At 36.4% G+C, this 24,918-nt stretch carries 21 protein-coding genes; 19 read left to right on the top strand and 2 right to left on the bottom strand.

Annotated features, from left to right (window positions below; genetic code table 11):
- Positions 1–208 precede the first annotated feature (208 nt).
- The 17 genes from B0A67_RS06050 (at position 209) to B0A67_RS05965 (ending at position 15,633) form a co-directional block, all read left to right on the top strand.
- Complete coding sequence (locus B0A67_RS06050) at positions 209–898, top strand: hypothetical protein (protein ID WP_123887349.1); 690 nt, start codon at positions 209–211, stop codon at positions 896–898.
- Between the two features lie 308 nt (positions 899–1,206).
- Positions 1,207–2,085 (top strand): helix-turn-helix domain-containing protein, encoded by an 879-nt coding sequence (locus tag B0A67_RS06045; RefSeq protein WP_072962303.1) that lies wholly within the window; start codon positions 1,207–1,209, stop codon positions 2,083–2,085.
- 45 nt (positions 2,086–2,130) lie between these two features.
- Positions 2,131–3,321, top strand: coding sequence for a hypothetical protein (locus B0A67_RS06040; protein WP_072962300.1), 1,191 nt, complete (start codon positions 2,131–2,133; stop codon positions 3,319–3,321).
- Positions 3,322–3,475: 154 nt separating this feature from the next.
- Positions 3,476–4,012, top strand: coding sequence for a hypothetical protein (locus tag B0A67_RS06035; protein ID WP_072962296.1), 537 nt, complete (start codon positions 3,476–3,478; stop codon positions 4,010–4,012).
- 198 nt (positions 4,013–4,210) lie between these two features.
- Positions 4,211–4,483, top strand: coding sequence for a DUF4134 domain-containing protein (locus B0A67_RS06030; protein WP_394364331.1), 273 nt, complete (start codon positions 4,211–4,213; stop codon positions 4,481–4,483).
- 18 nt (positions 4,484–4,501) lie between these two features.
- Complete coding sequence (locus B0A67_RS06025; protein WP_072962289.1) at positions 4,502–4,810, top strand: DUF4133 domain-containing protein; 309 nt, start codon at positions 4,502–4,504, stop codon at positions 4,808–4,810.
- 40 nt (positions 4,811–4,850) lie between these two features.
- The gene (locus B0A67_RS06020) at positions 4,851–7,319 is read left to right on the top strand and encodes a TraG family conjugative transposon ATPase (RefSeq protein ID WP_072962286.1); all 2,469 of its coding nucleotides are present in this window, start codon (positions 4,851–4,853) and stop codon (positions 7,317–7,319) included.
- 13 nt (positions 7,320–7,332) lie between these two features.
- Entirely contained in the window at positions 7,333–8,022 is a 690-nt protein-coding gene (locus tag B0A67_RS06015; RefSeq protein WP_072962281.1) for a conjugal transfer protein TraI, read from the top strand.
- 23 nt (positions 8,023–8,045) lie between these two features.
- Positions 8,046–8,660: a hypothetical protein gene (locus B0A67_RS06010; protein ID WP_072962279.1), complete on the top strand. Its 615-nt coding sequence runs from the start codon at positions 8,046–8,048 to the stop codon at positions 8,658–8,660.
- Positions 8,661–8,671: 11 nt separating this feature from the next.
- Complete coding sequence (locus B0A67_RS06005) at positions 8,672–9,307, top strand: hypothetical protein (RefSeq protein WP_072962276.1); 636 nt, start codon at positions 8,672–8,674, stop codon at positions 9,305–9,307.
- A gap of 11 nt (positions 9,308–9,318) precedes the next feature.
- Positions 9,319–10,518 (top strand): conjugative transposon protein TraJ, encoded by a 1,200-nt coding sequence (gene traJ, locus B0A67_RS06000; RefSeq protein ID WP_072962272.1) that lies wholly within the window; start codon positions 9,319–9,321, stop codon positions 10,516–10,518.
- A gap of 30 nt (positions 10,519–10,548) precedes the next feature.
- Positions 10,549–11,157, top strand: a complete 609-nt coding sequence (traK, locus tag B0A67_RS05995; protein ID WP_242670933.1) for a conjugative transposon protein TraK — start codon at positions 10,549–10,551, stop codon at positions 11,155–11,157.
- 80 nt (positions 11,158–11,237) lie between these two features.
- On the top strand, positions 11,238–11,558 hold the full coding sequence (locus B0A67_RS05990; protein ID WP_123887347.1) for a hypothetical protein: 321 nt from the start codon (positions 11,238–11,240) through the stop codon (positions 11,556–11,558).
- A 53-nt stretch (positions 11,559–11,611) separates the two neighbouring features.
- Complete coding sequence (gene traM, locus B0A67_RS05985; RefSeq protein WP_072962262.1) at positions 11,612–12,904, top strand: conjugative transposon protein TraM; 1,293 nt, start codon at positions 11,612–11,614, stop codon at positions 12,902–12,904.
- A gap of 17 nt (positions 12,905–12,921) precedes the next feature.
- Positions 12,922–13,743, top strand: coding sequence for a conjugative transposon protein TraN (gene traN, locus B0A67_RS05980; protein WP_072962259.1), 822 nt, complete (start codon positions 12,922–12,924; stop codon positions 13,741–13,743).
- A 37-nt stretch (positions 13,744–13,780) separates the two neighbouring features.
- Positions 13,781–14,578 carry a hypothetical protein gene (locus B0A67_RS05975; RefSeq protein ID WP_072962255.1) on the top strand — a complete coding sequence of 266 codons (798 nt, stop codon included), beginning with the start codon at positions 13,781–13,783 and terminating at the stop codon, positions 14,576–14,578.
- A gap of 521 nt (positions 14,579–15,099) precedes the next feature.
- Entirely contained in the window at positions 15,100–15,633 is a 534-nt protein-coding gene (locus B0A67_RS05965; protein WP_123887345.1) for a hypothetical protein, read from the top strand.
- Positions 15,634–15,712: 79 nt separating this feature from the next.
- On the opposite strand, the gene B0A67_RS05960 is transcribed toward B0A67_RS05965, so the two are convergent.
- Together B0A67_RS05960 and B0A67_RS05955 are read right to left on the bottom strand one after the other, a co-directional pair.
- Positions 15,713–16,837, bottom strand: a complete 1,125-nt coding sequence (locus B0A67_RS05960) for a glycoside hydrolase family 88/105 protein (RefSeq protein WP_084074585.1) — start codon at positions 16,835–16,837, stop codon at positions 15,713–15,715.
- Between the two features lie 23 nt (positions 16,838–16,860).
- Positions 16,861–19,659 carry a glycosyl hydrolase gene (locus B0A67_RS05955; RefSeq protein WP_072962247.1) on the bottom strand — a complete coding sequence of 933 codons (2,799 nt, stop codon included), beginning with the start codon at positions 19,657–19,659 and terminating at the stop codon, positions 16,861–16,863.
- A gap of 444 nt (positions 19,660–20,103) precedes the next feature.
- On the opposite strand from B0A67_RS05955, the gene B0A67_RS05950 reads away from it, so the two are divergent.
- Positions 20,104–23,247 (top strand): SusC/RagA family TonB-linked outer membrane protein, encoded by a 3,144-nt coding sequence (locus tag B0A67_RS05950; protein ID WP_072962243.1) that lies wholly within the window; start codon positions 20,104–20,106, stop codon positions 23,245–23,247.
- A 6-nt stretch (positions 23,248–23,253) separates the two neighbouring features.
- Positions 23,254–24,789, top strand: a complete 1,536-nt coding sequence (locus B0A67_RS05945; protein WP_072962239.1) for a RagB/SusD family nutrient uptake outer membrane protein — start codon at positions 23,254–23,256, stop codon at positions 24,787–24,789.
- Positions 24,790–24,918 lie beyond the last annotated feature (129 nt).

Here is a 24,918-nt window from a genome sequence, read left to right as displayed (position 1 = left end):
TGGTGGTAAATAGGGTGTGGATTTCCATGAAATCCATACATTAAATCGTGGAAACCCATACATATAAGGTTGCGAGTGATCATTTGAGCGAATAGATTTGCTGTGAATTCAAAAGCAAAACGTTCAACATCGTGTTGAATAAAAATTCTGCTGACCCGGGTAAAATGAATTGAGAAGTAATTCTCTATCATGTTTAATAACCTTAATGATGAAAAAAAATATATTATGTATCGTTTTCACAATCTTAATTGTTTCGTGCTCAACAGATTCAGAGAGTAATCCATCTGAATATATTGACATCCTAAAAGAAGCAAATACTATATCTGTTGTTCCAGAAAATAAAGCCAATCCTTTTGACTTTAAAGGGAGTCTTTATTATAACGCGCTCATATTGTATCGTGAGAATAAGAAAGCTCCAAATTCTATTACTGGTATTACCGAGCAGATTCAATTTATTTCCGGCAAATTCAATAGTGCGAGCAAAACTGCAAAAAATCTAATAGTATTCGATGATCAAATTGTCCAATCAATTATGGATGATCCTGATAATATCATGATTAATATTGTTCAGGGCAGTTCATTGGCCACTTCAGTAAAAAGTAATCTAACCTCTTTTTTACAAAACTTGATACTGCACAGAGACGATGAATTTGATGTTATATATTCTTATATAATATCATATGAAAATGTAGTTCTCGAGAATGGCGTATTAACAAAAGATGAAAAAGATACTATTTTAACTATAACCTCTATTTCTAGATATTCACTTTATTCCGAGACCCAGCGTAAAGATCGAGACTGGGAAACCTCAGTAGGAAGTAAGATTTCCAGACCTTTCTTTTTATGCAATGAAGTGTCTATTATTTCCATAATAGCATTATTGAAAGTACTTATTTAAAAACATACTCAGAGTAATTCTGATCCATTTCAAAATGAAAATACGTGTCATTTTTCATATAATCCTTATCACTATTAATCTTGTAAGCCTTTATTTCATTATAGCTCTTTTTAGCTATGATGAAATAGTTGGCTACCTTTTAAGCGGGGCAAAGAAGACAATGAGTATTAGGCAACTTGCTTATTTGTTGTTTATTACCTCTTTGTTAAACCTTTATCTACTATACCTTATTATAATAGAAAATCTATTTAAAAATAAGTTTTAATTAACCTTAGTTTTTAAACTCATTTATTTGATTTACGACAAACATGTTAAAAAATTTAATAAATACTGAATTAAAAAATTTGCCGATCGCCGGCTTAAATATTTATATTGTAAAAAAATATGTTGTAAAAACATCTTCAAAAAGCTCTTTTAAAGTCAAAAATCTATCGGTACTTTTGATTAAATCAGGAAAATTAAAAATTCAATTGCAGGAAATCATTACAAATTTATCTGCACGTGATTTACTTGTAATACCGAAAGATTCATTTTGTACCATAGTGGATGTAGAAGATAAACTTCAACTTTTTTTGATTTCATTTTCTGCTGATTTTGCATTCCAAAATAAGTTACATGGAGAACTTGTAGATTCATTTTATTTTTTTATCAAAAAAGCTTCAGTAAAAATTACTCTTGAAGAAAAAGAGTTTTTAGTATTGTCTCTTATTTATAAACTAATTTATTTTGTAAACAAAGGTCATACCCTTAGTAGTTTTGATTATGAACTTCAGCGTATCAGTTTTAACTTGTTTCTTTTTGAGTTAAAAATGATTTATTCAAAATACAATTCCCAAGTAACATTAAACTTCTCCAGAAAAGAAAGCCTTGCAATTCAATTTCTTACTATTTTATCTATTCATTATAAGAGGCAGCATAATGTAAGCTTTTATTCAGGGGCTTTATTTATTAGTTCAGATTACTTAACTATAATTATAAAGGAAATGACAGGTAAAACTGCAAAGAAAGTGATAGTAGAAAAAATTGTTACTGAGGCTAAATATTTATTAGATGACTCACAATTGTCAATTGTTGAAATAGCAGAATATTTAGAATTCAGCGACGCTTCACGTTTTTGTAGATTTTTCAAAAAACATAGCTCCTTTTCGGCATCAGAATACCGTTCGAATACTACCGATAAATTTTAAAAATCGTTAGTTTTCGTTGCGTAATTGTAACTTAAAAACAGCACAATGATGAGTAAAATATATCCTCTAGAATGGTTAGACTCTTTAATACTTGAGAAATTTAATCCAAAAAAAACAAATTTTGACAAATTATCAGACACTGATTTAGCATCTATTTCAGAGAATGTTATAGATGAAACGCAGAAGATTCAAGTTCAGATTAAAAATGAAATTTTTTCCCTTCGCAGAAAAAGACAAATACGGTTATTGGTTCGAAAATATCATTCCACATTAATATTTCTTTTAGATACTATTGTAGAGAATCAAAAGAATGAATCGTTCAAAGTTCGTAAGTTCTCAAAGATTATAGATACTGTTATAAGCAGTTTAGATGAATTGCTATTCTTTGTTGAAAATCGTTATTCTTATTATTTAAATTTAGATGAAAAAGTGCCTGTAACTTATTTAATGGTTTCGAGAAAAGAAGTCCTCTTAAAACTAGACAACTTAAAAAAACGGGCAGATTTTATGGGTTTTGATAAAAAGAGTATTGGAATTATAATTGAGACACTTTTAAATTCAATTCAAAGTGAAACAGCATGTAAAGCTACATATAGACAAATTCTTTATCAAAGAGAACTTTTAAAAAATATAGATTTACTTGTAGTAGGCATAGCAGAATCAGATTTGTTTTCCTGTTTAGACGAACTGTTAATCTCTTTAAACTTTAATAGTCCGCAATATATTCATTCAATATTGGAGCGTATTTCTGCCAAAGTGAAAATTCAAGATTTTGGCAATAATGTAAATGATCTTCTTTTCTATTACAAAGAATTCAACCAGCTTTATTCTAGTGAGAAAGTTATGTTTGATCCTTGCAGGCAAAACATTAGATATGTATTAGATAATTGGTTTGCATATGAAATTGCCTATTTTGAAAGGAAAATTAAATTAACTTCGTTTGAAAGTAATCTTAAAGTGTCAGATAAGATGAGTGTTGTGGATGATAAAATAGAGTGTGTTTTATCGACCGATCAAATGGGGCTAATTCTTAGGGCTACAGATGAATCCCGAATTGTTAAAGCAAAATCAATGACCCAAGTTTTTAAAACAATTATACCTTATCTTTCTACACCTTTCAAAAAAGATCTTTCATATCAGTCTGTTCGCAGTAAATCTTATAATGCGGAAGAAAGAGATAAAGAGATTGCGATTAAAACCCTTGAAAAAATCATTAGAAAAATCAGAACATATTAAGAGAATTTTCAAATATCAAAAAACGTACAATAGAAAAGCTTCGCTATAGATCGGAAGTAATGGGGTACGATGAGGTACAACAAAAAGTTGTACTTGTAGCACATGTGTTGTATTTGTTTCTTTGACTTGTTGAATAAATCATAACTCTTTTATTATGATTTACATAGAGAGAAAGAAAGATGTTGAACGATTAAATGAAAAAGCTATGTTTACAAATATTTCATGGAGCAATTATATAATTGCCGTTAGTGTACTTTTATTTATCTGGTATTTGGTTTTAGGATTTAGATTTTACTATCCTGAGCTAAAAGAAATCCTAAACGGTGAGAAAACCCTAAATCTCACAAGCTTTAAAAGCAATAGAAACGAAATGCCTGGCGCTAATCTTTCAAAAGACAGCAGTACTGAGAATCTGGAATTTTCATCTTGCAGTGAGCCTTTTGATACCCTGGCAGATGCGAAGGAACTATCTGATCGGATAAAGGGCGCCATTACTGAGAGCGCAGAGAGAAACTTCTCTTTGGAAGAGTTTCAGAACTATCTAAAATTGCTGTTAAAGGAATATCCCTTTGTTAAAATCTCTGCGCTACGCCAGAAGGTGAATACTTTAATTGTCGCGGGTTGCCAGAGATACCCACAACTACTTTTAACTGTTTCCCAGGCTGATGCCTTGTGGGAAGAGACTATTTAATATTATAGTGGAGGAATAATCCCTGTTCTCTCTGGCGTGGTAGGGCTTTATGTGACAAGGAAATAGAGTTGCAACGGCGAGTATTCCTCCGCTTATTTTTTATAAGAAATCAAAACTTTAAAACGATGTGTGATGAAAAAATGTAAAGGAGATTTAAAGTGTTTTTCAAAGGCAAAAAAAGTATCAATTCAGGTAGTAATGCTAGTTGTTTTTATTCATTTTAAAGGCTACGCCCAGGATGGTGTTGCCGGTATTAATGAGGCCAACCAAAAAGTCAGAAGTTATTTTGATGCCGGTACAGAACTCATGTACGCGGTAGGAGCTTTACTGGGGCTTATTGGCGCTGTGAAAGTGTACCAGAAGTGGAATGCCGGAGATCCCGATACCGGAAAAGTAGCCGCAGCTTGGTTTGGGAGCTGTGTGTTTTTAGTTGTCGTGGCCACTGTAATAAAATCCTTCTTTGGTGTTTGAGACTAAAGATAATGAAAAATGAGCAGCAGTGTATATCAAATCAATAAAGGGATTAATCAATCCATCGAATTTAAAGGACTCAAAGCCCAATACATCTGGTATTTGGGCGCGGGTGTTGTGGGACTTATGATTGTTTTTGCAATCCTGTTTTTTATTGGAATTCCTTCTATTCTCTGTGTGGTATTTATTGGGGGCGCGGGAAGTGTACTGGTTTTCAAAATCTACAAAATGAGCAGTAAGTATGGCCAGTATGGGATGATGAAAGCCATAGCTAAAAAGCAGATTCCAAAGAATATAAAAGTCTACAGCAGAAGAATTTTTAAATAGTGATAGTCAAAGAGCGTTAATGTAAGTAAATCAAAGTGTGATGCAAAAAGGGATAGATGATGTTTTACCGATTATGGATGTTCAGCACGATTGTATTTTGTCTAAACAAGGAGATATAACAGTGGTTTTTAAAGCCGAACTTCCAGAGATTTTTACCCTCTCAGACCAGGAGTATGAGACGTTTCATCAATCCTGGATCAAAGCCATTAAAATACTTCCAAAGTTTTGTGTATTGCACAAACAGGACTGGTTTTTAGAGAAACATTATAAGGCAGATTTCACAAGCGATGACAGCAGTTTTCTAAAAAGAAGCAGTGAGCGGTTTTTTAATGAAAGACCCTTTTTGGATCATTCCTGTTATATTATGATTACTAAGAAACCTCAAGGAAGAAAAAACTCAAGTTCCTTATTCTCTAATTTAATTAGAAGTTCGCTGGCTCCTGAGCAAACGCTAAAAATGGAGCTGCTTCAGGATTTCATAGACAGTACCGGTCAGTTTAAAAGGATCATGGAAGACAGTGGATTTGTAAAGCTTACGCGTTTAGAAAACCACGAGCTTAAAAGCCAAAGCCGCAGCATTGGACTTATAGAGAAATATTGTTTTTTATCAGAGAGTGAAACTTCATTTGTCTATAAGGATATTAAATTCAGCCAAGGACTACAAGTTGGCGATAAACATTGTCAATTGTTTACTTTGGGGGACTCGGCCGATTTACCGGGACTCTGTGGATCCAGGATAAATTATGACCGCTACTCAACTGACAGGACAAAATTCAGTGTAGGCTTTGCCTCAACACTCGGACAATTATTATCGTGTAATCACATCTACAATCAGTACATCTTTATTGAGGACGGGCAGAAAACTATTCAAAAACTCGAAAGTAAGAGACTGCGCCTGCAATCCTTATCGGCTTACAGCAGGGGTAATTTAATAGCTAGAGATGCCACAAACGATTTTTTAAACGAGGCCATATCCCAGCAAAGAGTACCAGTTAAGGCGCATTTCAATGTCCTGGCCTGGAGCTCAGATGTGCAAGAATTAAAAGAGATCAAAAACAAGGTGTCTTCAGCCCTTGCACAAATGGACGCGGCCGCGAAGCAGGAAACCGTTGGGGCGCCACAAATTTATTGGGCAGGCATACCGGGAAACGCGGCTGACTTTCCAATGAATGACACTTTTGATACTTTCACCGAACAGGCGGTATGTTTTTTAAACATGGAGACCGGCTACAAGTCTTCTCTGAGTCCAATGGGAATCAGACTCGGAGACAGGCTCACAGGTAAACCTGTTCATGTGGATATCAGCGATGAGCCTGTGAGAATGGGAATCTGTACCAATCGTAATAAATTTATACTAGGACCCTCGGGAAGTGGCAAGTCCTTTTTTACCAACCACATGGTAAGGAGTTATTACGAGCAAGGTACACATATTGTCCTTGTGGATGTAGGGCACAGTTATAAAGGATTGTGCGAGATGGTAGGAGGTTATTACTTTACTTATGATGAGAAGAACCCCATAAGGTTCAATCCATTTTATATTGGAGAGGGCGATAGTCTGGATACTGAGAAAAAGGAAAGTATTAAAACGCTGTTATTGGCGCTTTGGAAAAAAGACGATGAGACATTTAATAGAAGCGAGTATGTGGCCCTTTCGAATTCTTTGCAATTGTATTATGAGAAACTGGAAAGTAATCCGGATATTTTCCCTTGTTTCAACACTTTTTACGAATTTTTAAAAGAAGATTTTGTCCCCATACTTGAAGGAGATAAAGTAAAGGAGAAAGACTTTGATGTCAATAATTTTCTCTACGTGCTTCGGCCTTACTATAAAAATGGCGAGTTTGATTACCTTTTGAATGCGAGTGAGAACTTAGATCTTTTAAAAGAGCGGTTTATTGTTTTTGAACTCGATAATATAAAAGATCATCCCATACTTTTCCCGGTGGTCACCATTATTATCATGGAAGTTTTTATCAGCAAAATGAGAAAGCTTAAAGGAGTTCGAAAAATGATCCTGATCGAGGAGGCGTGGAAAGCCATTGCCCGGGAAGGGATGGCCGAATATATTAAGTATTTATTCAAAACTGTAAGAAAATTCTTCGGAGAAGCAATTGTAGTAACCCAGGAAGTGGAAGATATTATCTCCTCACCAGTGGTCAAACAGGCCATTATCAATAACAGCGACTGCAAGATTCTTCTGGATCAAAGCAAGTATCAAAATAAATTTGATCAGATTCAGGAACTCCTCGGGCTCACTGAAAAAGAAAAGGCGCTGGTGCTCTCTGTCAATAAGTCCAATGATCCTGATAAGAAGTACAAAGAGGTGTTTATATCATTAGGAGGTATGCTTTCAAAGGTGTACAGAACCGAAGTTTCACTCGAGGAATACCTGGCCTACACAACAGAAGAAAGTGAGAAAGTTAAAGTGAACGCGTACGCCCAAAAATATGGTGGCGATATCAAAAAAGGCATTGCCGCTCTGGCATTTGATATGAGAAACAAAACTTAAATGAAAACAGAAAATGAAAAGCAGAATAAAATTGATCATTTGCGCACTGTGCTTGTTTTTTATCAGTACAGCGGCAAGACCCTTGGAGAGTAATGCTGCTATTCCGATACTTGAAATTGTTAAGGCGGTTACCAAAAAAGTAATTAAGGCTATTGATCTTGGTATTCAGAGATTGCAAAATAAAACCATATGGCTTCAAAACGCGCAGAAACAGCTTGAGAATACACTCTCCAAATTAAAGCTTGATGAGATTTCAAATTGGACCAAAAAACAACAGGATCTCTACAAGGGGTACTACGAGGAACTTCAGAAAGTAAAATCCATTATTACCTACTATCAGCGCATAAAAGAAATTACCAGCAAACAAACCAGACTGATCAACCAGTATGAAAGAGCCTGGAATTTATTGAGACAGGACAGTCATTTTAGCGCCTCAGAACTGCAATACATGCAAAAGGTTTATGAGGGGATTCTAGAGGAGAGCATGAAAAATATTGATCAGGTATTCTTTATTCTCGAATCTTTTACAACCCAAATGAGCGATCTGAAAAGACTCGAGATCATAAACCAGGCTGCCGATCAGATAGAGGAAAATTATGATGATCTGATGCTATTTAATAAACAGAATGTTCTTATGAGCCTTCAAAGGGCCAAAACTAGTAGTGACGCGCAAAAAGTCAAACAATTTTACGGAATTCCATAAGTAAACACAAAGCAATAGAAAACATGAAAAAGATCTTATTAGTACTCTGCATTATGGTATTGTTTTCACACGATATTCAGGGCCAGGCCAAACAAAGAAAGACGCTACTACTGCAAATAGCCGCACTACAGACCTACATTGGTTACGCTAAAAAAGGATATACTATAGCAAAAAACGGGCTCAATTTTATAGGGGATGTAAAGAAAGGGGAACTCAATTTTCATGAAGATTATTTTAGCTCCCTTAAAAAAGTGAATCCAAAAGTGGGACCTTATCTAAAGGTGGCCAGCATTATTTCCCTGCAGCTTAAAATTATAAAGATTCATAAAAAAACTCTTGAGAATATACACCATGATGATTTGTTTCATGGGAATGAACTGGATTACATAGAGAAAACTTTTGGACATTTAATAGACAACTGCAATGATACCCTGCAGGAGGTTTTGGTTATTTCAACTGATAATAAACTTGAAATGAGAGATAGTAAACGAATAGAGCGGATCCAAGGGCTTTATAAAACGATGCTGGAGGATTATTTGTTCTGCGAGAATTTCACACAAGAGATCTCCCTTATGTCCCTTTCAAGGACTAGAGAGAAAAATGATGTCAACCAAAGTCGGCTTTTACAGGGCTTGTAAAAAGAGAAATCATGAAAAAAATAGCATTCATTTTTGTAATGTTCTGGCTCGTATGCGCGCCTTTTAAAACTTACGGGCAGTCTGAGGAAATCCAGCAGCTGGTTTTAAATATTGAGAAACTCTCACAGTTCAAAAAGATTTTAAGTGATATGAAAAAAGGCTATGATATTTTAAATGGTGGCTATAAAGTGGTTAAAGACTTATCGAAGGGAAATTTTTCTCTTCATAAAACTTTCCTTGATGCCCTTTTGCAGGTAAGTCCTCTGGTTAAGAGTTATAAGAGGGTGGGGGATATTATAAACTATCAGATACTGCTTATAAAGGAGAGTAAAACGGCTGTTAATCGTTTTAATAAAAGCGGCAGTTTTACCCGTGAGGAAATTAATTATTTTGAGAAAGTATATTTTAATCTCACCAGGGAGAGTTTTAGAAATCTCGATGAGCTCACGATGATTTTGACACCTGAGACACTGCGAATGTCCGATGATGAAAGATTAGAGGCCATTGATAAAATATATTTGGATATGCAGCAAAAAGTGCTTTTTCTCCGGGATTTTAACGCCTCTTCTGGGGTCCTTGTATTACAGCGCGCAAAGGAGCAAAATGATGCAAGGGTAGTGCGTTACAATTATCAAATTAAAAATTAATTCTTGTAGATATGCTAAATCTAAATAAAACAATGGGGGCTGTAGCGGTATTGCTCTTTGCGCCTATTTCAACTAAGGGGCAAGGGGCTGCAGGGGAGATTCAAAGCCTTCACGGGGTACTGGAACAACTCTATGATGAGATGATGCCCCTTTGCAGCAATCTTATTGCAGTAGGGCAGGGTATAGCCGGATTTGCAACCCTTTGGTATATAGCCCTGAGAGTCTGGCGGCATATTGCCAACGCAGAGCCTATAGATTTTTACCCGCTTTTCCGGCCCTTTGTAATTGGTTTTTGCATCATGATTTTCCCTTCCGTACTTTATTTAATTAATGGAGTTATGAAACCCACTGTTATGGCCACAGGGGCAATGGTGCAAGGATCCAACAAAGCAATTGAAGTTCTTTTGAAAGAGAAAGCAAAAGCGGTAAAAGAAAGTGACCCCTGGAAAATGTATGTAGGGGTTGGGGGCGCTGGTGATCGCAAGGAGTGGTATAAATATACCCATAGTGATTCTGATCCGGCAAAAGAGAATATAATTGCCAGTATCGGCAATGATGTGAAATTTGCAATGGAGAAAGCCTCGTATAGTTTTAGAAATTCTGTAAAAGAATGGCTGAGCGAGGTGCTGAGAATTCTCTTTGAGGCCTCTTCACTTTGTATCGATACACTGAGAACCTTTCAATTGGTTGTCCTTTCTATACTGGGACCTCTGGTTTTTGGAATCTCTGTTTTTGATGGATTCCAGCATACCCTCACGGTATGGCTCGCAAGGTATCTCAATGTTTATTTATGGCTGCCTGTTGCCAATATTTTTGGAAGTATCATCGGTAAAATCCAAGAGCAGATGCTAAAACTAGACTTAGTGCAAATCAATACATCTGGGGATACCTTTTTTAGCCGGACCGATATGGGATATTTAATTTTTATGATCATCGGTATAGTGGGGTATTTTACAGTACCCTCTGTGGCCAACTATATTGTGCATGCAGCCGGGGGAGATGCGCTGGGACAAAGGGTGACTAGCATCTTTACAAACTCAAGCTCTTCGGTGATAACAAGAACAGCCGCTGGAGCTGGAATGATAATGGATTCCATGGGAAATCCTTCGGGGAAAATGTCTCAGAGCATGGCCAGCTCTTCGGGCACCTCTGACTATTTTCAAGATAAGCAAAGTTATATGGGCGAGAAGCTCAAGGGAAATTTAAAATAATTTAAATAAAGAGCAGGTATGTTTAGCAAAATGAAAAATATAGACACAGCCTTTGGCCATGTAAGGAGTTTTACTATGCTGGTGATTCTGGGCAGCATCATTATATGCTGTTATACGCTTTACAAAAGTTTTACATCGATCACCCTTATGCAGGACAAGGTTTATATTTTGGTAAATGGCAAAGCGCTGGAGGCGTACTCCTCGGATAGAAAAGATAATGTGCCTGTGGAGGCCAGGGATCATGTGAAAACTTTTCATGGGTTTTTCTTTACCCTGGACCCTGATGATAAAGTAATTAAAACCAATATAACCAAAGCGCTTTATCTGGCCGATGATACGGCCAAAAGGGTGTATGATAATTTAAAAGAGAATGGATATTACTCGGGTATTATATCGGGGAATATCAGCCAGAGAATTTCAATTGACAGCATCACTATTGATACCAATCAATATCCTTATGATTTTAAATGTTATGCAAAGCAAAATATTATAAGGACCACCAGTATTTTAAATAGAAACCTAATCACTGAGGGCACCCTTAGAAATGTATCAAGAAGTGATAATAACCCGCATGGATTTTTAATTGAACGATGGAATACCATTGAGAATAAGGATTTAGGAGTGGAAAACAGAAAATGATGCGCGCTTTATTTAAAAACAGGCAGGTCCCAATAAGTCCCAGGTATTATGTGCTGGTAAGGGATAAATGGGCAAAAAAAATGAGCGCATTAACTCTGAATTTATCAAAGAAAGTCCTTGTATTTTATCTGATTCTCTTTGTGCTGATTTACGCAGGTATAAGTCTTTATATTCTATACAATGCTTTGTGGTCTAAAGAGCATAAGGAGCGAAGGGCGGGAATTGCTCCTGATCATTTAATTGTGATAAAACCTTCAATTGATACAAGTAATCAACCCGCGTTATCTAAAACCGAATTTGAAAACGCAGCGCGCTTTAGGATTTATCTGGACAGTATTAAAAAATCTACTGAGCAAGAAAAAAGAATTGATAGCCTGCATGAGAAAAGAGCGGGCCATTAAGACATTTTCTAGGTGTTGAGAAATATTTTAAAAACGAATTTTAAAAAGTAAACATGGAAAACAAAACAATTAGTTCCAAAGAATCCAAACACCGCAAAATGCTACTGGTGATGCCAATTATAATACTACCATTTCTAACGATGATCTTCTGGATATTAGGTAGGGGGAAAGGCAGCGCAAGTGAGATTGCCACAGAGCAAAAAAGAGGATTTAATGTAACGCTTCCTAATGCGAGATTTAAGCAAGACGATGACCTGAATAAAATGAGTTATTATGAGAAGGCTACAATTGACTCTTTAAAGCTTGAGGAACAGATTAAAAAAGATCCAAATTATTCAAGGTCAGAATTCTCTGAAGATCCTGGGTTGGTTTCAGGGGAGTTAGAAACTGATCCGAGAATTTTTCCAAAAGCAAGAACGGCTTTAAATACGAGTTCTCTTAAAGGGGAAAGCGAACAAAGGATGTATCAAAAATTAGAAGCGCTGCAAAAAGTAATTCAAGCGCCTGTAAAAAAAATAGACAATGAGAAGGACATGCGAGAATTTCAATACAGTAATTCTTCAAGTGATGCCTTAGAGCAGATAAAAGGGGTACAAGAGATGATCTCGTCAATAAATGCGCCCTCTGAGCCGGATCCAGAACTTCGCCAACTAGGAGCAATGCTGGAGAATATTCTGGACATTCAGCATCCCGAGCGTGTGCAGGAAAAATTAAGACAAACTTCAAAAAGCCAAAAAGGGAAAGTGTTTGCAGTGAGCAAAAAAACACAAGAAGAGCCAGTTTACTCACTCGCGCAGACAAACACAAGTGGACCAGGGATCCCAAACTCTAATTCTTTTTACTCTTTGGAAGAGGATCCTTTAGATAACCAGGCGCAAAATACACTCGAGGCAGTGGTGCATCAAACGCAGTTTGTTGTAAACGGTTCGGTGGTAAAACTCAGATTAACCACAGATGTTTTTATTAATGGAACCCTTATTCCCAGAAATAGTTTTGTTTTTGGAATTGCTTCTTTAAAAGGGGAGAGACTCGAGGTTAAGATAAAGACGATAAAATTTAATACCTCGATATTTCCTGTTGAACTCTCTGTTTATGATATGGATGGAATTGATGGAATTTTTATTCCCGGAGCTATAAACAGGGATGTTGCAAAAGCATCGGCAGAAAGATCTGTGCAGGGCCTGGGCATTGAGGGACTGAATGATTCGTGGACAGGACAAGCGGCAACATTAGGTGTTCAGGCTGCTAAAACCCTGATGAGTAAAAAGGTAAAACTAATTAAGGTGGTTCTAAAAGCGGGTCATCAGGTTCTGCTTTATGATCAGAAAGAAAAAAATGCCAAATAACACTTAAATATTCGAAGATGAAAAATAGTAAATTATGGTTAAGTTTTGGGATTTCTATAGTGGCAATTTCAGTATCGGCTCAACAAGATCTTAAGAGTGAGGTGAATAATATCAATTTAAGTTATTCTAAGACTACAAGTATTGTATTTCCCTACGCCATTAAAAGTGTAGATAAAGGAAGCCCTGAGATTTTGGTTCAAAAAGCAAAAGGAGTGGAGAATATTCTATTTTTAAAAGCAGGCAGGCAGAATTTTGCCCAGACTAACCTGACTGTTGTTACCGCAGATGGTAAAGTCTACGGTTTTATTTTAAATTTTGACCAGCTGTGTCCCACTTTACACTTAAAGGCTGAACTTGTTTCGAATTTTGATACAGAGGCGCTTTTTTCTTCAGAGAACGAGAATCAGAAACAGATAAGGCATTACGCCGAGCTGGCTTTATCTAAAATAAAAAAAGTGTCTGGACTTCGTGCAAATAAGTTTTCTGTAGAACTTAGGGTAAACGGTATATTCATACACCACGATATGATGTACTTCAGGGTGCGCCTTGCAAACAATTCAAGAATCAATTATGATCTGGACCAGTTGCGCTTTTTTATCAGAGATCAAAATAAATCAAAACGTACCGCTATGCAGGAACTGGAAATAGTGCCGCTTTTTTGCTCCTCTGAGCTCTCTACAATTAAAGATCATTCAGAAATAACTTTGGTTTTTGCAATACCCAAGTTCACTATTCCAGAGAAGAAACTCTTTAGCGTGGAGCTAACCGAGAAAAACGCAGGCAGACATCTTGAATTAAATATCAAAAACAGTGATCTGATGAAATTGGAAATACTATAAAATTTATAATCACATACTAATTTAAAAATCTAATATCATGAACGAGAAAAATTTTGAGTACTTAAGCGATCAGCTTAAATACACCGGATTTGGAGAAGCTTTGCAAATAGAGTTAAAAGAGAAAATGAAACAACAAGAGCCCTCCTTTATATTATATCATGAAGCCTATCATGAGGATCGTGTGGCCAGAGCTACTCTTACTTTTAATAAGGCAAAGGATAGCGATATGTACTTTTTTAATTCCTATAAGGTCGAACTTCAAAAAGAGAATATCACAGATGCCGTGGAACAAACTTTTTATATGGGTAAGGGAAGTAATATCACCATGAAAGAATCCTACAACCTTTTGATGGGAAGAGCAGTCAATAAAGATCTTACCAATAAAGAAGGTGCGCCTTATAATGCCTGGCTTTTAATAGACTTCAAACAAGGGGATGAGAATGGTTTTAAATTAAAGCAATACCATCAAAATTATGGTTATGATCTTCTTGAAACCCTAGGGAAATATCCCATAAAGGAACTCGAAAACGAGACTTTTCAAAAGGATCTTATTCGATCACTTAAAAGAGGGAACCTGCAAGAAGTTACTTTTTTAAAAGAAGACAAACAAATAAAATTACTTATAGAGGCTAATCCGCAATTCAAGACCATAGGTATTTATGATGAAAGCATGAAAAAAATGGACAACCGAAATTATAAGGATGTCAAACAAATCGAGGTTGTGTATGAACAGGTCGGTGAGACTAAAAAAAAAATTGAGCATCATGAGAACAATCAAAATGAATTACCCAAGCAAACCAGTAATAGAAGACAAAAACGCTCCAATCCTCTTTGATAAGGATACGATCTTAAAATCATTTTCTTTTTTTTTCTCAGCAGTAGAGAAAGATTACCGTATCAGTAGTACTCATTTGGGGATCTTCTCAGCGCTTTTGCGCTATAGCATCTTGCAAGGGTTTGCAAATCCAATTAGGGCTTTTAGCTATCAAATTATGCCACTAGCGAAGATATCTGCCTCTAGGACCTATCACAAACACATTCGTGAACTTAGCCAATATGGGTATATCAAATACGAGCCTTCCTTTAAGAACAATAAACCCAGCTGTATTTATTTTATAACCCATTAAAAAAGAGCTCAGCTACTGACTTAAAAATAATCCGTAGTAAAATGGAGCCTTCAACCTTAAGGTTTTACTAGGGTATTTAAGTCTTATTCTATTGTTTTAATGGCTTAATTTGTATGTGGTTAGTGGTGGATAGTAGTAATTTTGATTGATGTTTGCTAGGCGTTTTTATTTAGTAAAATAAGAGCGAATTTTTAAAGCGAATGTTTCAAAATACCACAATGCTAATTGTATGACTAACACTAATTTTTTCTTAGAGTTTGAATTGAACTTATCAGAAATACGAAAACTTAATAAGATGTATTTTAAAGGTTTATACCATAAGAGAATTCTGTTTGTTTTGAGCGCTTTATTGCTTGGAAGTGTTTTTTTTGATTTTTTTAATTCAGACAACGATTTAACCCACTGGATTATTAGGACTTTTTTTGTTGTTGCGTGTTTTTTATTTTTTCAATATTTGATTGTAAATGCAGCTTGCAGAGCGATATTTCAGGTTGTCAATAAATTATTGGAATTTGAGGGCTTTGTAAATAAGTATAAATTCAGATTTACCAGTTCTTTTATCTGTATTGATTCCCCTCTTGGAGCCTTTACTTATAAGTGGTGTTATATAGAAAAGGCAATTCTAACAAAAGACTTTTTCTTTCTGTATTTCAGGGACAAAAATGGATATATCGTTTCAATTTCAAATAAATATAAAAACAGAAAAATAGATGAATTAGTTGCTTTTCTTCAAAACAATGTAACGCCCGTCATTAAAGTATAATTCTTTAAATTAGAATATGCCCCCACTGACATATTCTAATTTTTTTTCTTCACGCTATAAAATGTATTTTACCCTATAGCTATTTCATCTTATAGATTTCTGACCCTGCCAGTAAAAAGCAGCCTAATCCATAATCCTCAAAGTCCGGAATCTTGTCATAAGACAAAGGTTGCCCATCTTTGGGTTCTTTTCCTGTGGATTGCAAATAGCCCAAGAAACCATTGGTATGCAGACTCTCTTTAATTATGGCATTCCACGCCTTTTGAATAACAGGTAAATATGTTTCTTTTTTCAAAATGCCACTGTTTATTCCATAGGCTATACCATAGACAAATAAAGCCGTTCCCGAGGTTTCTTTCTCGCCATAATTGGTAGGATCATGAAGGCTTACATTCCAAAAACCATCTGCTCTTTGAATAGGAACTAGAGCCACTGCCATAGCCTTTAAATCCTTTACATATTGCGCCCTGTGTGGCGCGTTCTCAGGTATAATAGCAAGCACTTTTGCCAGCGCTGCAATTACCCAGCCATTGCCTCGGCTCCAGTAACAATCCTCTCCGTTTGGTTCTTTGTAGGGAGGATCAAAATCAGCATCACGCCACCAAAGGCCATCTTTGGGATTAAAAAGTCCATGATCTCCATGTTTATTTCTCGAGTACATATACATCAGATACATTTTCTCGAAATAACGGTTGTCTTTTTCCAACACTCCCAATTTTGCAAAAACAGGCATCCCCATTTGTATAGCATCAATCCAGGACCAATCATCTACTTGAGGCGTACTTAAAAGCATATTGATATTGGCTTTTGTATTTTTTAATTTCTTAGCATCCGGCTCTAAATTGTATAAATCGATATAGGTTTGGGCCGCGCAATAATTGTCGGCATTCCGGGTCGTGTTGCCTCCGTTAAATCCCCATTTATGAAACTCTGACCATGCAAAGGCATAATTGTAATACGCTTCTTTAGGAAATATTTCGTGCAGTGCCATGAGCCCTTCATAATAAACACCACGGGTCCAGATATTGCTTGGACGCTCTTTATTGGTGATGATTGTTTTGCCCGTTTCAGGCCATTTTTGCATAAAATAATCATTGGCAAGTATCATTTCTTTGAGCACCATTTTTTTATCAAAAGGCTCTTGTCCGCTCACTGAGTTAGTATACGATAGGCTTATAGCGAAAAATAAAAGTATTTTTTTCATTTTTAATATTCGTTATTTAGTAATTAGTTTTCTTGTTTTAATGGCGTGATTGTAACGGGGCCTAAGAGTCCCGATGGGGTAGGAGACCATTTTGTTGCATCGAATTTTTTATAATCTTTATCGACCATATTAATTTCATAGAAAATCTTCCATTCTTCGCCTTTTAATTCTTTGTCTCTGATTCTATTGGCAGAAAGATTAGTAACCTGAATTTTTAAAGTATTTTTTCCTTGTTTTAATTTTTTAAGATTCAATTGATACGGAACTGACCACGCAGAGCCAATAAATTCATTATTAAGCCAGACTTTTGCGCTTTCTCGAACATCACCCAGATTCAAGGCCCAGTGATCAGTTTTAGAATTTGGATTCTCAAAGTCCAGCGTATAAGTAGCTGTTCCTGAAAAAGCTTCTCCTTGAGGGCTTAATTTTGTCCAGGATTCTAAATTGGACATCCTAGCATTTGCAGGCAATTCAGGCCCACCTTTATCAAAGGTGATCTTCCAGTTTCCTTTAAGGGGTATGGCATTGGCAGTTGGTTTGTAATAATTCCATTTCTTTTGTGAGGGCGTATTTTCTGTTTTTAGAAAATAGGATTGTCCCGGTTCAATTTTAATTTTAACTAGTGTTGTATTTGTCTTTTTATCGACAATAGCATTGCCGTATTCTCTGGTTAAGGGATCAAGAATAATAACTTCTTTATTTGCGATTTGAAGAGGAATAAAACTATCAATTGTTTTTGGCGTATGGTTTACCAGATAGTAGATCTTCTCACCGTGGATTGTTCTTCTGGTAAACTTTAAACCGGTCTGCACAAGTGTTTCAGGATAAATCTGAGCATTTTCAAGAGCTTTTGATATATCCGAAGTCGGTTTTAACTGTTCTTTATTAGTTGCCAAAAGATTTTGGAGTTGCTGCTCTTGTTTTTTATAATCATTGAAGCCCGGAACAGACTCAGGCAAACCTTCGAAAATAATAGATGCCCCCGCTTTTTTGAGTTCGATTAACTTTTGTAGAGTTCCTAACGGCATTTTCTTGCATGACGGGATTACTAATGATTTAAAACTACCTCCCGGTAATATGATTTTCCCGTTTACGACCTTGGCCTCAGAGATGAAATTATCAGAGATAAAATCCACGCCATATCCTTTTTTTATTAAAGTTTTAGTAGTGTCATAAAAAGAAGTTTCATAGAGCCATTCAGATAAAGAATGTATTTTGAACTGAAAGAACAACTCTCCCTTATGATATTTATCCCAGGTATCAAAAATAGGCCAGTACAGCAGGATTTCATTATCAGATTTACCTTCTTGCAATAACGACTGACAATTGGCGATATAAGAAAAGAGAGCTGGCGCATCTTGCCAAATGCTATTGTTGGCATTAAAATTTACAGAAGCATAAAATTGCCATCCCGGCCATGCTGCGCGCTCTGGGGAATAAGTAGAACCATGCAAAAAAACATGATTTACTCCATTGAGCATCAAGTCCTCAACTTCAGGCTTGCATTGAGATAAAGCGGTTTTAAAATGTTCCCGAAGCCAGGTAAAAGTCTCCGAAGACACCAGGTTTTTACCCGCGATATGGGCTGCAGAAGATGAGAATTTGAGCATTACAGGATCAGCATCTCCTTCGCGAATATCCTCTTTTTCTCGTCTGAAGCCTGGAATATCAAATGGCATTGAACCAAAAGTTTCACATTCGGGAATATCAGCAGAGGCGTAAAGGTCGATTAGATTTCCCGGCGATCCATGCGCTTGGAGTTTAGTTTTAAAGTTTTTAGAATGCGCCCAGGCAGTCCATGACTCATCAAATTTATGTAGCAGTAAATCCCCAATAGTCTGCCTGTAATCACTTCTGATTCTGTTGCCTGTTTCATTATCTGTTTCATTGAGTAAAATAGGCAATTGCTTTTTTAAATCATAACCTCGTAGGGCTTTGAATTCTTCAAAAAAGTTAGATGTAAAATCAGTTCCGTACACTTCAAAACTATCATTGAAAATAGCACGGATTTTTCCTTCACGTCCTTTAAAAACGGTATTAAAGGGAACCACATAAGAATTAAAAGCTTCCTTTGAATAATGATCCACCGTATATCCTTTTCCACCTGGAGCAGCTCTTTTTACCTGTTGTCCTGTTTTGCCGCTAAAAACAGCATATATCGTGTAATCTGATTTGGTGGCTTTCCAGTTCAGTTTATAAGGCTCTGCTTGATTGGGAAAGGCCATAGGAGCACCTTCGATTCCCTTATCCTTGGAATTAATTTTATTTTTTTTTAGCTCGTCGGTTAAGTTCACGTATTTACCATCGCTTGCGTAGGCCACAACATACAAAAGTTCTGCTGGTATTTTTTCCTTACTGTTTTCAATTGTGATGTTCTTATTGATCGTTTCATTTTTCTTAAGTACATATTTTTGTACAATTAGCTTGGTGGCCGCATGAGGTAAAGTAACCTGTGAGCCTCCATAGGGCCATCCTGTTCCTAAAACCATATCGACCTGCATCTGAAGGCTATCGGCAATATGAATAGTATAATCGAGCATTTCCATCCATTTTGGAGACAGGTAATCAATAAAATTATTCTCTTCGCCTTTTACGCCATATATGGGAGTTATCTCAACACCGCCAATTCCTGCCTTATAAAAATCGATCAGGCTTTTTCTCAGATTGGGTTTATCAACGGCGCTTCCCATCCACCACCAGCGTGTCCAGGGTTTATTGATATTGGTGGACTCCGGCCAGGGAGAAACTGTTGTTTGCGCAAAAGAACTAAACACACAGCAAAACAATAATGTAATAAAGAGATTTAATCTGGTTGGTTTCATTATTTATTCAAAGGTTTTAGTTGTTACTAAATTACAGACTTCACACATTTAAAAAAATAAGAAGAATGTCAATTTTTTCTTTTTGTAATAAAGTAAAAGTATTAGTAGTGTCTCAAAATGCTATCCTGTAGCATCCTGTTTTTAGTAATTATATCGAAAAATGAAAAATTCAGTAAATGCGTGTAGTGTCTTGTGAATTCTTATTTTTTAAGATAAATTAATGGAAAATGATTAAAATTTTTTTAATAAAATTTTATATATCATATTTATTAAATTCTTAATTAATTAGAGGTTGTAAATCAAGCAGTTGAGCTGTTTTTATGTTAAAATAAATATAAAATTAAATATAAGTTGTTGAGCTTTAACAGGATACTACAGGATACTGCCAATGGTAGTTCTGGATAAATTTGAAATAACTATTTAACTAACCAAATTTTAACTTTTATGAAAAACAAGCTGAATCTTTTGCTGATTATGGCCTTATTTGCATTACTACATGCATCGGGTTATGCGCAAGAAAAAACAGTTACAGGAACAGTAACTGATCCTTCCAAACTCTCCATACCGGGAGTCAATGTAATTGTTAAAGGAACAAACCGAGGAGCGAGTACTGATTTTGATGGAAAATTTAGTATCAAGGCTTCTGAAGGAGAAACTTTAGTTTTTTCTTTCGTAGGATTTATTAAAAAAGAAGTGAAAATTGGTGCCACAGACACCTATAGTATTTCTTTAGATGCAGAAAGCGCCAACCTGAATGAAGTTGTTGTAATTGGGTACGGAACTCAAAAGAAGAAACTAACAACAGGGGCGATCTCGGGAATTAAAACAGAGAATTTTACAGAACGTCCAATCTCAAGAATTGATCAGGGTCTAATTGGGCAGGTTGCCGGTGTTCGTGTCAAACAAACTTCAGGTTTACCTGGACAGCCCTTTAGTATCGAGATAAGGGGAGCAGGTTCTATTACTGCCGGAAATGAGCCTTTGTATGTAGTAGATGGATTTCCAATCTATACAGAAGGATCAAACAGTAACGGAGGATTCTCCAGCGGAAGCCCACTGGATAATATGAATCCAAATGATGTAGAATCTATCGAGGTATTAAAAGATGCAGCGGCAGCTTCTATCTACGGGTCTAGAGCATCAAACGGAGTAGTTTTAATTACAACAAAAAAAGGAAAAAAGGGAAAACCAAAATTTACCTTTAATACCTACGGGGGTGTGAACAAAGAAGCTAACAGAGTAGATATGTTATCTTCTCAAGGATGGATCGACAGGGCTAAAACTATGATCGACGCCCAGTGGGTAGGATCAGGGATAGCAGGCGCTTCGGCAAGTCAGAATACTCAAGAGCGAATAGCGGCTTATAATGCAAAGAATCCAACGGCGCCTCTAAATACAACCAACACCAGATATTACACCTATTTGTATGATGACAGGTGGGATATACCTGGACATCCTGGATTGGATTATATCGACTGGCAGGATAAAGTTTTCCGTACAGGAGAATTCAATAACTATCAATTGTCGGCCTCCGGCGCGACAGATGTGGTGAATTATTATGTATCTGCCAATTACCAGAAAAATACAGGGTACATCATCGGTACGGATTATACTTTATTTTCAGCCAGAGCCAACGTTGATGTTAAACTATCAGAAAGCTTTAAAATGGGAATCAATATTGCGCCTTCTTATTCTATCAAAAATGATCCGGGAGTAGAAGGAAAAGACAATACACTTTTTAAAGCCCTTACCGCAACACCTGTTTTTGAGAGCGCCTCTAACGCGGCAGGCGAGAAATATACCACCCGATATATGTGGGGAAGCAGTACAACTAATATGCTAAATGCGCTTGCCAGAACCAATAAAAACTCGATGTACAGAACTTTGATTTCTACTTATGCTAGTTATGGGTTTGCTAAAGGATTTACATGGAAGAGTACACTAAATTTTGATAACTCAGATAATACTACCGAGGGGTATACCCCAAATGATGTTCAGGCCAGTATCAGAGGAGCCTATAATACCTATAGAAGACAAAATTTAGTGAATGAAAATACTTTAAATTACGATAAATCAATAGGAAATCACAATATTAATTTGCTTTTAGGACAGTCCTTTAGCTCTTATGAAATCATGAGATCAACATTGTCTTCTGGAGCACTTTATAACAGTTCGACTGTTGAAACATTGCCAACAGGATCGCTGGGTTCTACCAATGCTGAGAAAAGTACATTACTTTCTTATTTTGCAAGATTGCAATACAACTACAAAGAAAAATACATCATATCTGCAAGTGTGAGACGCGATGGTTCTTCAAAATTTGGATCAGACAGACAATGGGGAGTTTTCCCTTCTCTTTCCCTTGGATGGAGAATTAAACAGGAAGAGTTTATGCAAAATGTAGACTGGCTTAGCGATTTAAAACTTAGGGCCAGTACAGGTATTAACGGAAGTAACAACATTGGAAGTTACGCTTCTTATGCCACTCTGGCAACTTATAATTATTCCATTGGCGGGGCAGCTGCAATTGGTCAGGGAGCAGGATCAATACCAAATCCTTCCTTACACTGGGAAGAATCCCGAAGTGTTGATTTAGGTTTGGATTTTGGACTAATTAAAAACAGACTCTCAGGAACCTTTGAAGTATACAGAAAAACAAACAGCGAATTACTCTTAAGAGTGCCTATAGTTGGCGCGACCGGGTTCACTAGTTATCTTACCAATGTGGGGGAAGTACAAAATCAGGGATGGGAATTTGAATTGAGTTCTCTAAATGTGAAAACGCCTAATTTTGAATGGAGAACATCGGCAAATATCAGCCACAACGAGAATAAAGTTTTGGCTTTAGGTCCTGATCAGTCTAAAATTGAAATTAGTAATGCTTACGATGGAGGAGTTCCTTTTATAAAATTAGAAGTTGGAAAACCAATGTACACCATCTTTGGACTCAAACAAAACGGTGTGGTTACCCAGGCTGATATCGATACAGGTGGAACTACCATTGGAGGCAATAAATTGGTTCTAGGAGATCCAAGATATGTGGATCAAAATGGAGATAAAAAAATCAATTCAGATGACCGTGTAGATTTAGGAAATCCAACACCAAAATATACCTGGGGGATTACCAATACTTTGAAGTACAAAGATATTGACTTAAATATTTTGGTTCAGGGACAAAACGGAGGAACAGTTTACGGATTAACAGGAAGAGCAATTGACAGAACCGGAATGGGATCTGTAGAGAATTCACTAAATGTAGATCCTTCTGTGAGAGGAAACTGGAGAACTTCTTTTGGATATCAGGCCAATTCAGATTGGTTGTATAAATCAGATTATGTGAGTATAAGAAACATTACAATTGGATATAATCTCAAGCAAGCCATTAAAGGATTGAGCAGGATTGATAATATGAGATTGTATGTAACGGCTGAAAACTGGTTCTATTGGAACAAGTATAAAGTTGGTTTTAATCCGGAAGCCGTAAATACTTCTGCAAGTTCAAACAGTGATTTTTCTGTGCCGGTAGATTATGGAGGAGCGCCTTTGGCAAAATCTTTAGTGATAGGACTTAACATTAATTTTAATTAAAATAAAATGAAAAAATATATTTATTTAGCTGCAAGTGCTTTGGTATTTTTTGCCTTTTCATCCTGCAATGATGAATTAAATCAATTGCCGTTATCTCAGGGGACAATTGAGAATTTTTATGCGACTCCCGGTGATTTTGTTCAGGCCAGAAACGCCACTTATTCAGTAGCTTTTCACGGAATGGGAACATATGGTTATGCTAACAGAGTGCTAAATTTAAGCGAAGTAAGATCAGATAATTTGCTGGCAACAACTCTGGCTTCAAGAGATTGGGAAGGTATTAATAGTTTTTATACTTCTATAAGTTCTAATACTTATGTAAAGGAAGCCTATATAAGTAATTATAATGCGATCAATAAAGCCAATCAGTTATTGGAGAAAATAGCCGAGAAAGGAGATCAGATTTTTACCAATCCTGCTGATCGCGCTGCTATGACCGCCGAAGCGCGTTTTTTAAGAGCATTCTGCTATTTTGATCTCATTAGATGGTTTGGAAGAGTTCCTTTAATGGAAAGAACAATGACCGCTACGGAAGCCGCTAAAATAAAAAGAACCCCGGTTGCAGATGTTTATAAATTGATCATCTCAGATCTTGAACAGGCTATCCCGGATCTTCTTCCTGCTTATGATGCAGCCAATTTTGGTCGTGTTACTAAATACGGAGCAAAAGCATTACTGGGCTTAGTGTACATGACACGCTCTAGCCCAACCAACGGAATTGACGGGGCTACTCTTGGCTTAAACGAGTGGGATAAAGCCTACCAGCAATTAAACGACATTAAAACAAGCGGACTTTATAAATTTGGAACAGATTACGAGGCTATTTTTAAAGTAGAAGGAAATGCCAATTTGGAGAATGTATTAACTATTCCCTACACACAGAGTCTTCCCCTTGCAGTTGGAGGTAATTTTATGGTAGAATTGGGGTACGAGCCTTACTTTGCATCAGTAAATTTATCAGCGCAAGGCGCCTTGGAAGCCAAGCCAATTTCGGCAGGCTTTTTAAATCTATTCGCTGCCACTGATAAAAGAAAAATATTTGGTATCGCAACGAGTTATACTGTTGCAACAGGAACATACAAAGGAAGTTATACACTTCCGGTTTTCAAAAAGTACATTGATCAGGCCAGATACGGAAACGGTCGTGAAGACTGGGGTGTTGATTTTATGGTAACACGTTATACTGACGTATTGATGCTTATGGCTGAATGTACACTTCATGGTGGAGGCGGATCGCAGGCAGATGTTGACGCCATTGTAAATCAAGTAAGAACAAGAGCTGGAGTTCCCGCAGATGCTCTAAACATTACTTTAGATCAACTCTTTACCGAGAGAAGAAAAGAATTTTTCTCAGAAGGAACAAGATGGTTTGATCTGATCAGATCAGGTAAAGCCGTAGCGATTATGAACGCCTGGAAAGCGGCAGAAGATACTGAAGGAAAAATCAGAACAATTGAAAATAATTCATTGTTGTATCCAATTCCTCTCTCAGAAATGTTAGCAGTTCCAGGACTTTATGATCAGAATCCAGGTTACGATTAATTGATATTACTCAAGTTTTTTTTTGAAAGAAGCTGTCTTTTAAAGGCAGCTTCTTTTCATTAATAAGATTAGATCAAACAGGGAAGCACAGGATGCTTTTTATGTTTAATTATTTTAAATTTAAAGTTT

The sequence above is a fragment of the Flavobacterium aquidurense genome, from assembly GCF_002217195.1.
GTDB classification, from domain to species: domain Bacteria; phylum Bacteroidota; class Bacteroidia; order Flavobacteriales; family Flavobacteriaceae; genus Flavobacterium; species Flavobacterium frigidimaris.
Note: the sequence above shows the minus strand (reverse complement) of the source record. Positions and strands in the feature narration are given on the sequence as shown.

Coding starts and splice junctions, on each gene's coding strand:
- B0A67_RS06050 (WP_123887349.1), top strand. CDS start 209: ATGAAAAAAAATATATTATGTATCGTTTTCACAATCTTAATTGTTTCG.
- B0A67_RS06045 (WP_072962303.1), top strand. CDS start 1,207: ATGTTAAAAAATTTAATAAATACTGAATTAAAAAATTTGCCGATCGCC.
- B0A67_RS06040 (WP_072962300.1), top strand. CDS start 2,131: ATGATGAGTAAAATATATCCTCTAGAATGGTTAGACTCTTTAATACTT.
- B0A67_RS06035 (WP_072962296.1), top strand. CDS start 3,476: ATGATTTACATAGAGAGAAAGAAAGATGTTGAACGATTAAATGAAAAA.
- B0A67_RS06030 (WP_394364331.1), top strand. CDS start 4,211: ATGCTAGTTGTTTTTATTCATTTTAAAGGCTACGCCCAGGATGGTGTT.
- B0A67_RS06025 (WP_072962289.1), top strand. CDS start 4,502: ATGAGCAGCAGTGTATATCAAATCAATAAAGGGATTAATCAATCCATC.
- B0A67_RS06020 (WP_072962286.1), top strand. CDS start 4,851: ATGCAAAAAGGGATAGATGATGTTTTACCGATTATGGATGTTCAGCAC.
- B0A67_RS06015 (WP_072962281.1), top strand. CDS start 7,333: ATGAAAAGCAGAATAAAATTGATCATTTGCGCACTGTGCTTGTTTTTT.
- B0A67_RS06010 (WP_072962279.1), top strand. CDS start 8,046: ATGAAAAAGATCTTATTAGTACTCTGCATTATGGTATTGTTTTCACAC.
- B0A67_RS06005 (WP_072962276.1), top strand. CDS start 8,672: ATGAAAAAAATAGCATTCATTTTTGTAATGTTCTGGCTCGTATGCGCG.
- traJ (WP_072962272.1), top strand. CDS start 9,319: ATGCTAAATCTAAATAAAACAATGGGGGCTGTAGCGGTATTGCTCTTT.
- traK (WP_242670933.1), top strand. CDS start 10,549: ATGAAAAATATAGACACAGCCTTTGGCCATGTAAGGAGTTTTACTATG.
- B0A67_RS05990 (WP_123887347.1), top strand. CDS start 11,238: ATGAGCGCATTAACTCTGAATTTATCAAAGAAAGTCCTTGTATTTTAT.
- traM (WP_072962262.1), top strand. CDS start 11,612: ATGGAAAACAAAACAATTAGTTCCAAAGAATCCAAACACCGCAAAATG.
- traN (WP_072962259.1), top strand. CDS start 12,922: ATGAAAAATAGTAAATTATGGTTAAGTTTTGGGATTTCTATAGTGGCA.
- B0A67_RS05975 (WP_072962255.1), top strand. CDS start 13,781: ATGAACGAGAAAAATTTTGAGTACTTAAGCGATCAGCTTAAATACACC.
- B0A67_RS05965 (WP_123887345.1), top strand. CDS start 15,100: ATGACTAACACTAATTTTTTCTTAGAGTTTGAATTGAACTTATCAGAA.
- B0A67_RS05960 (WP_084074585.1), bottom strand. CDS start 16,837: ATGAAAAAAATACTTTTATTTTTCGCTATAAGCCTATCGTATACTAAC.
- B0A67_RS05955 (WP_072962247.1), bottom strand. CDS start 19,659: ATGAAACCAACCAGATTAAATCTCTTTATTACATTATTGTTTTGCTGT.
- B0A67_RS05950 (WP_072962243.1), top strand. CDS start 20,104: ATGAAAAACAAGCTGAATCTTTTGCTGATTATGGCCTTATTTGCATTA.
- B0A67_RS05945 (WP_072962239.1), top strand. CDS start 23,254: ATGAAAAAATATATTTATTTAGCTGCAAGTGCTTTGGTATTTTTTGCC.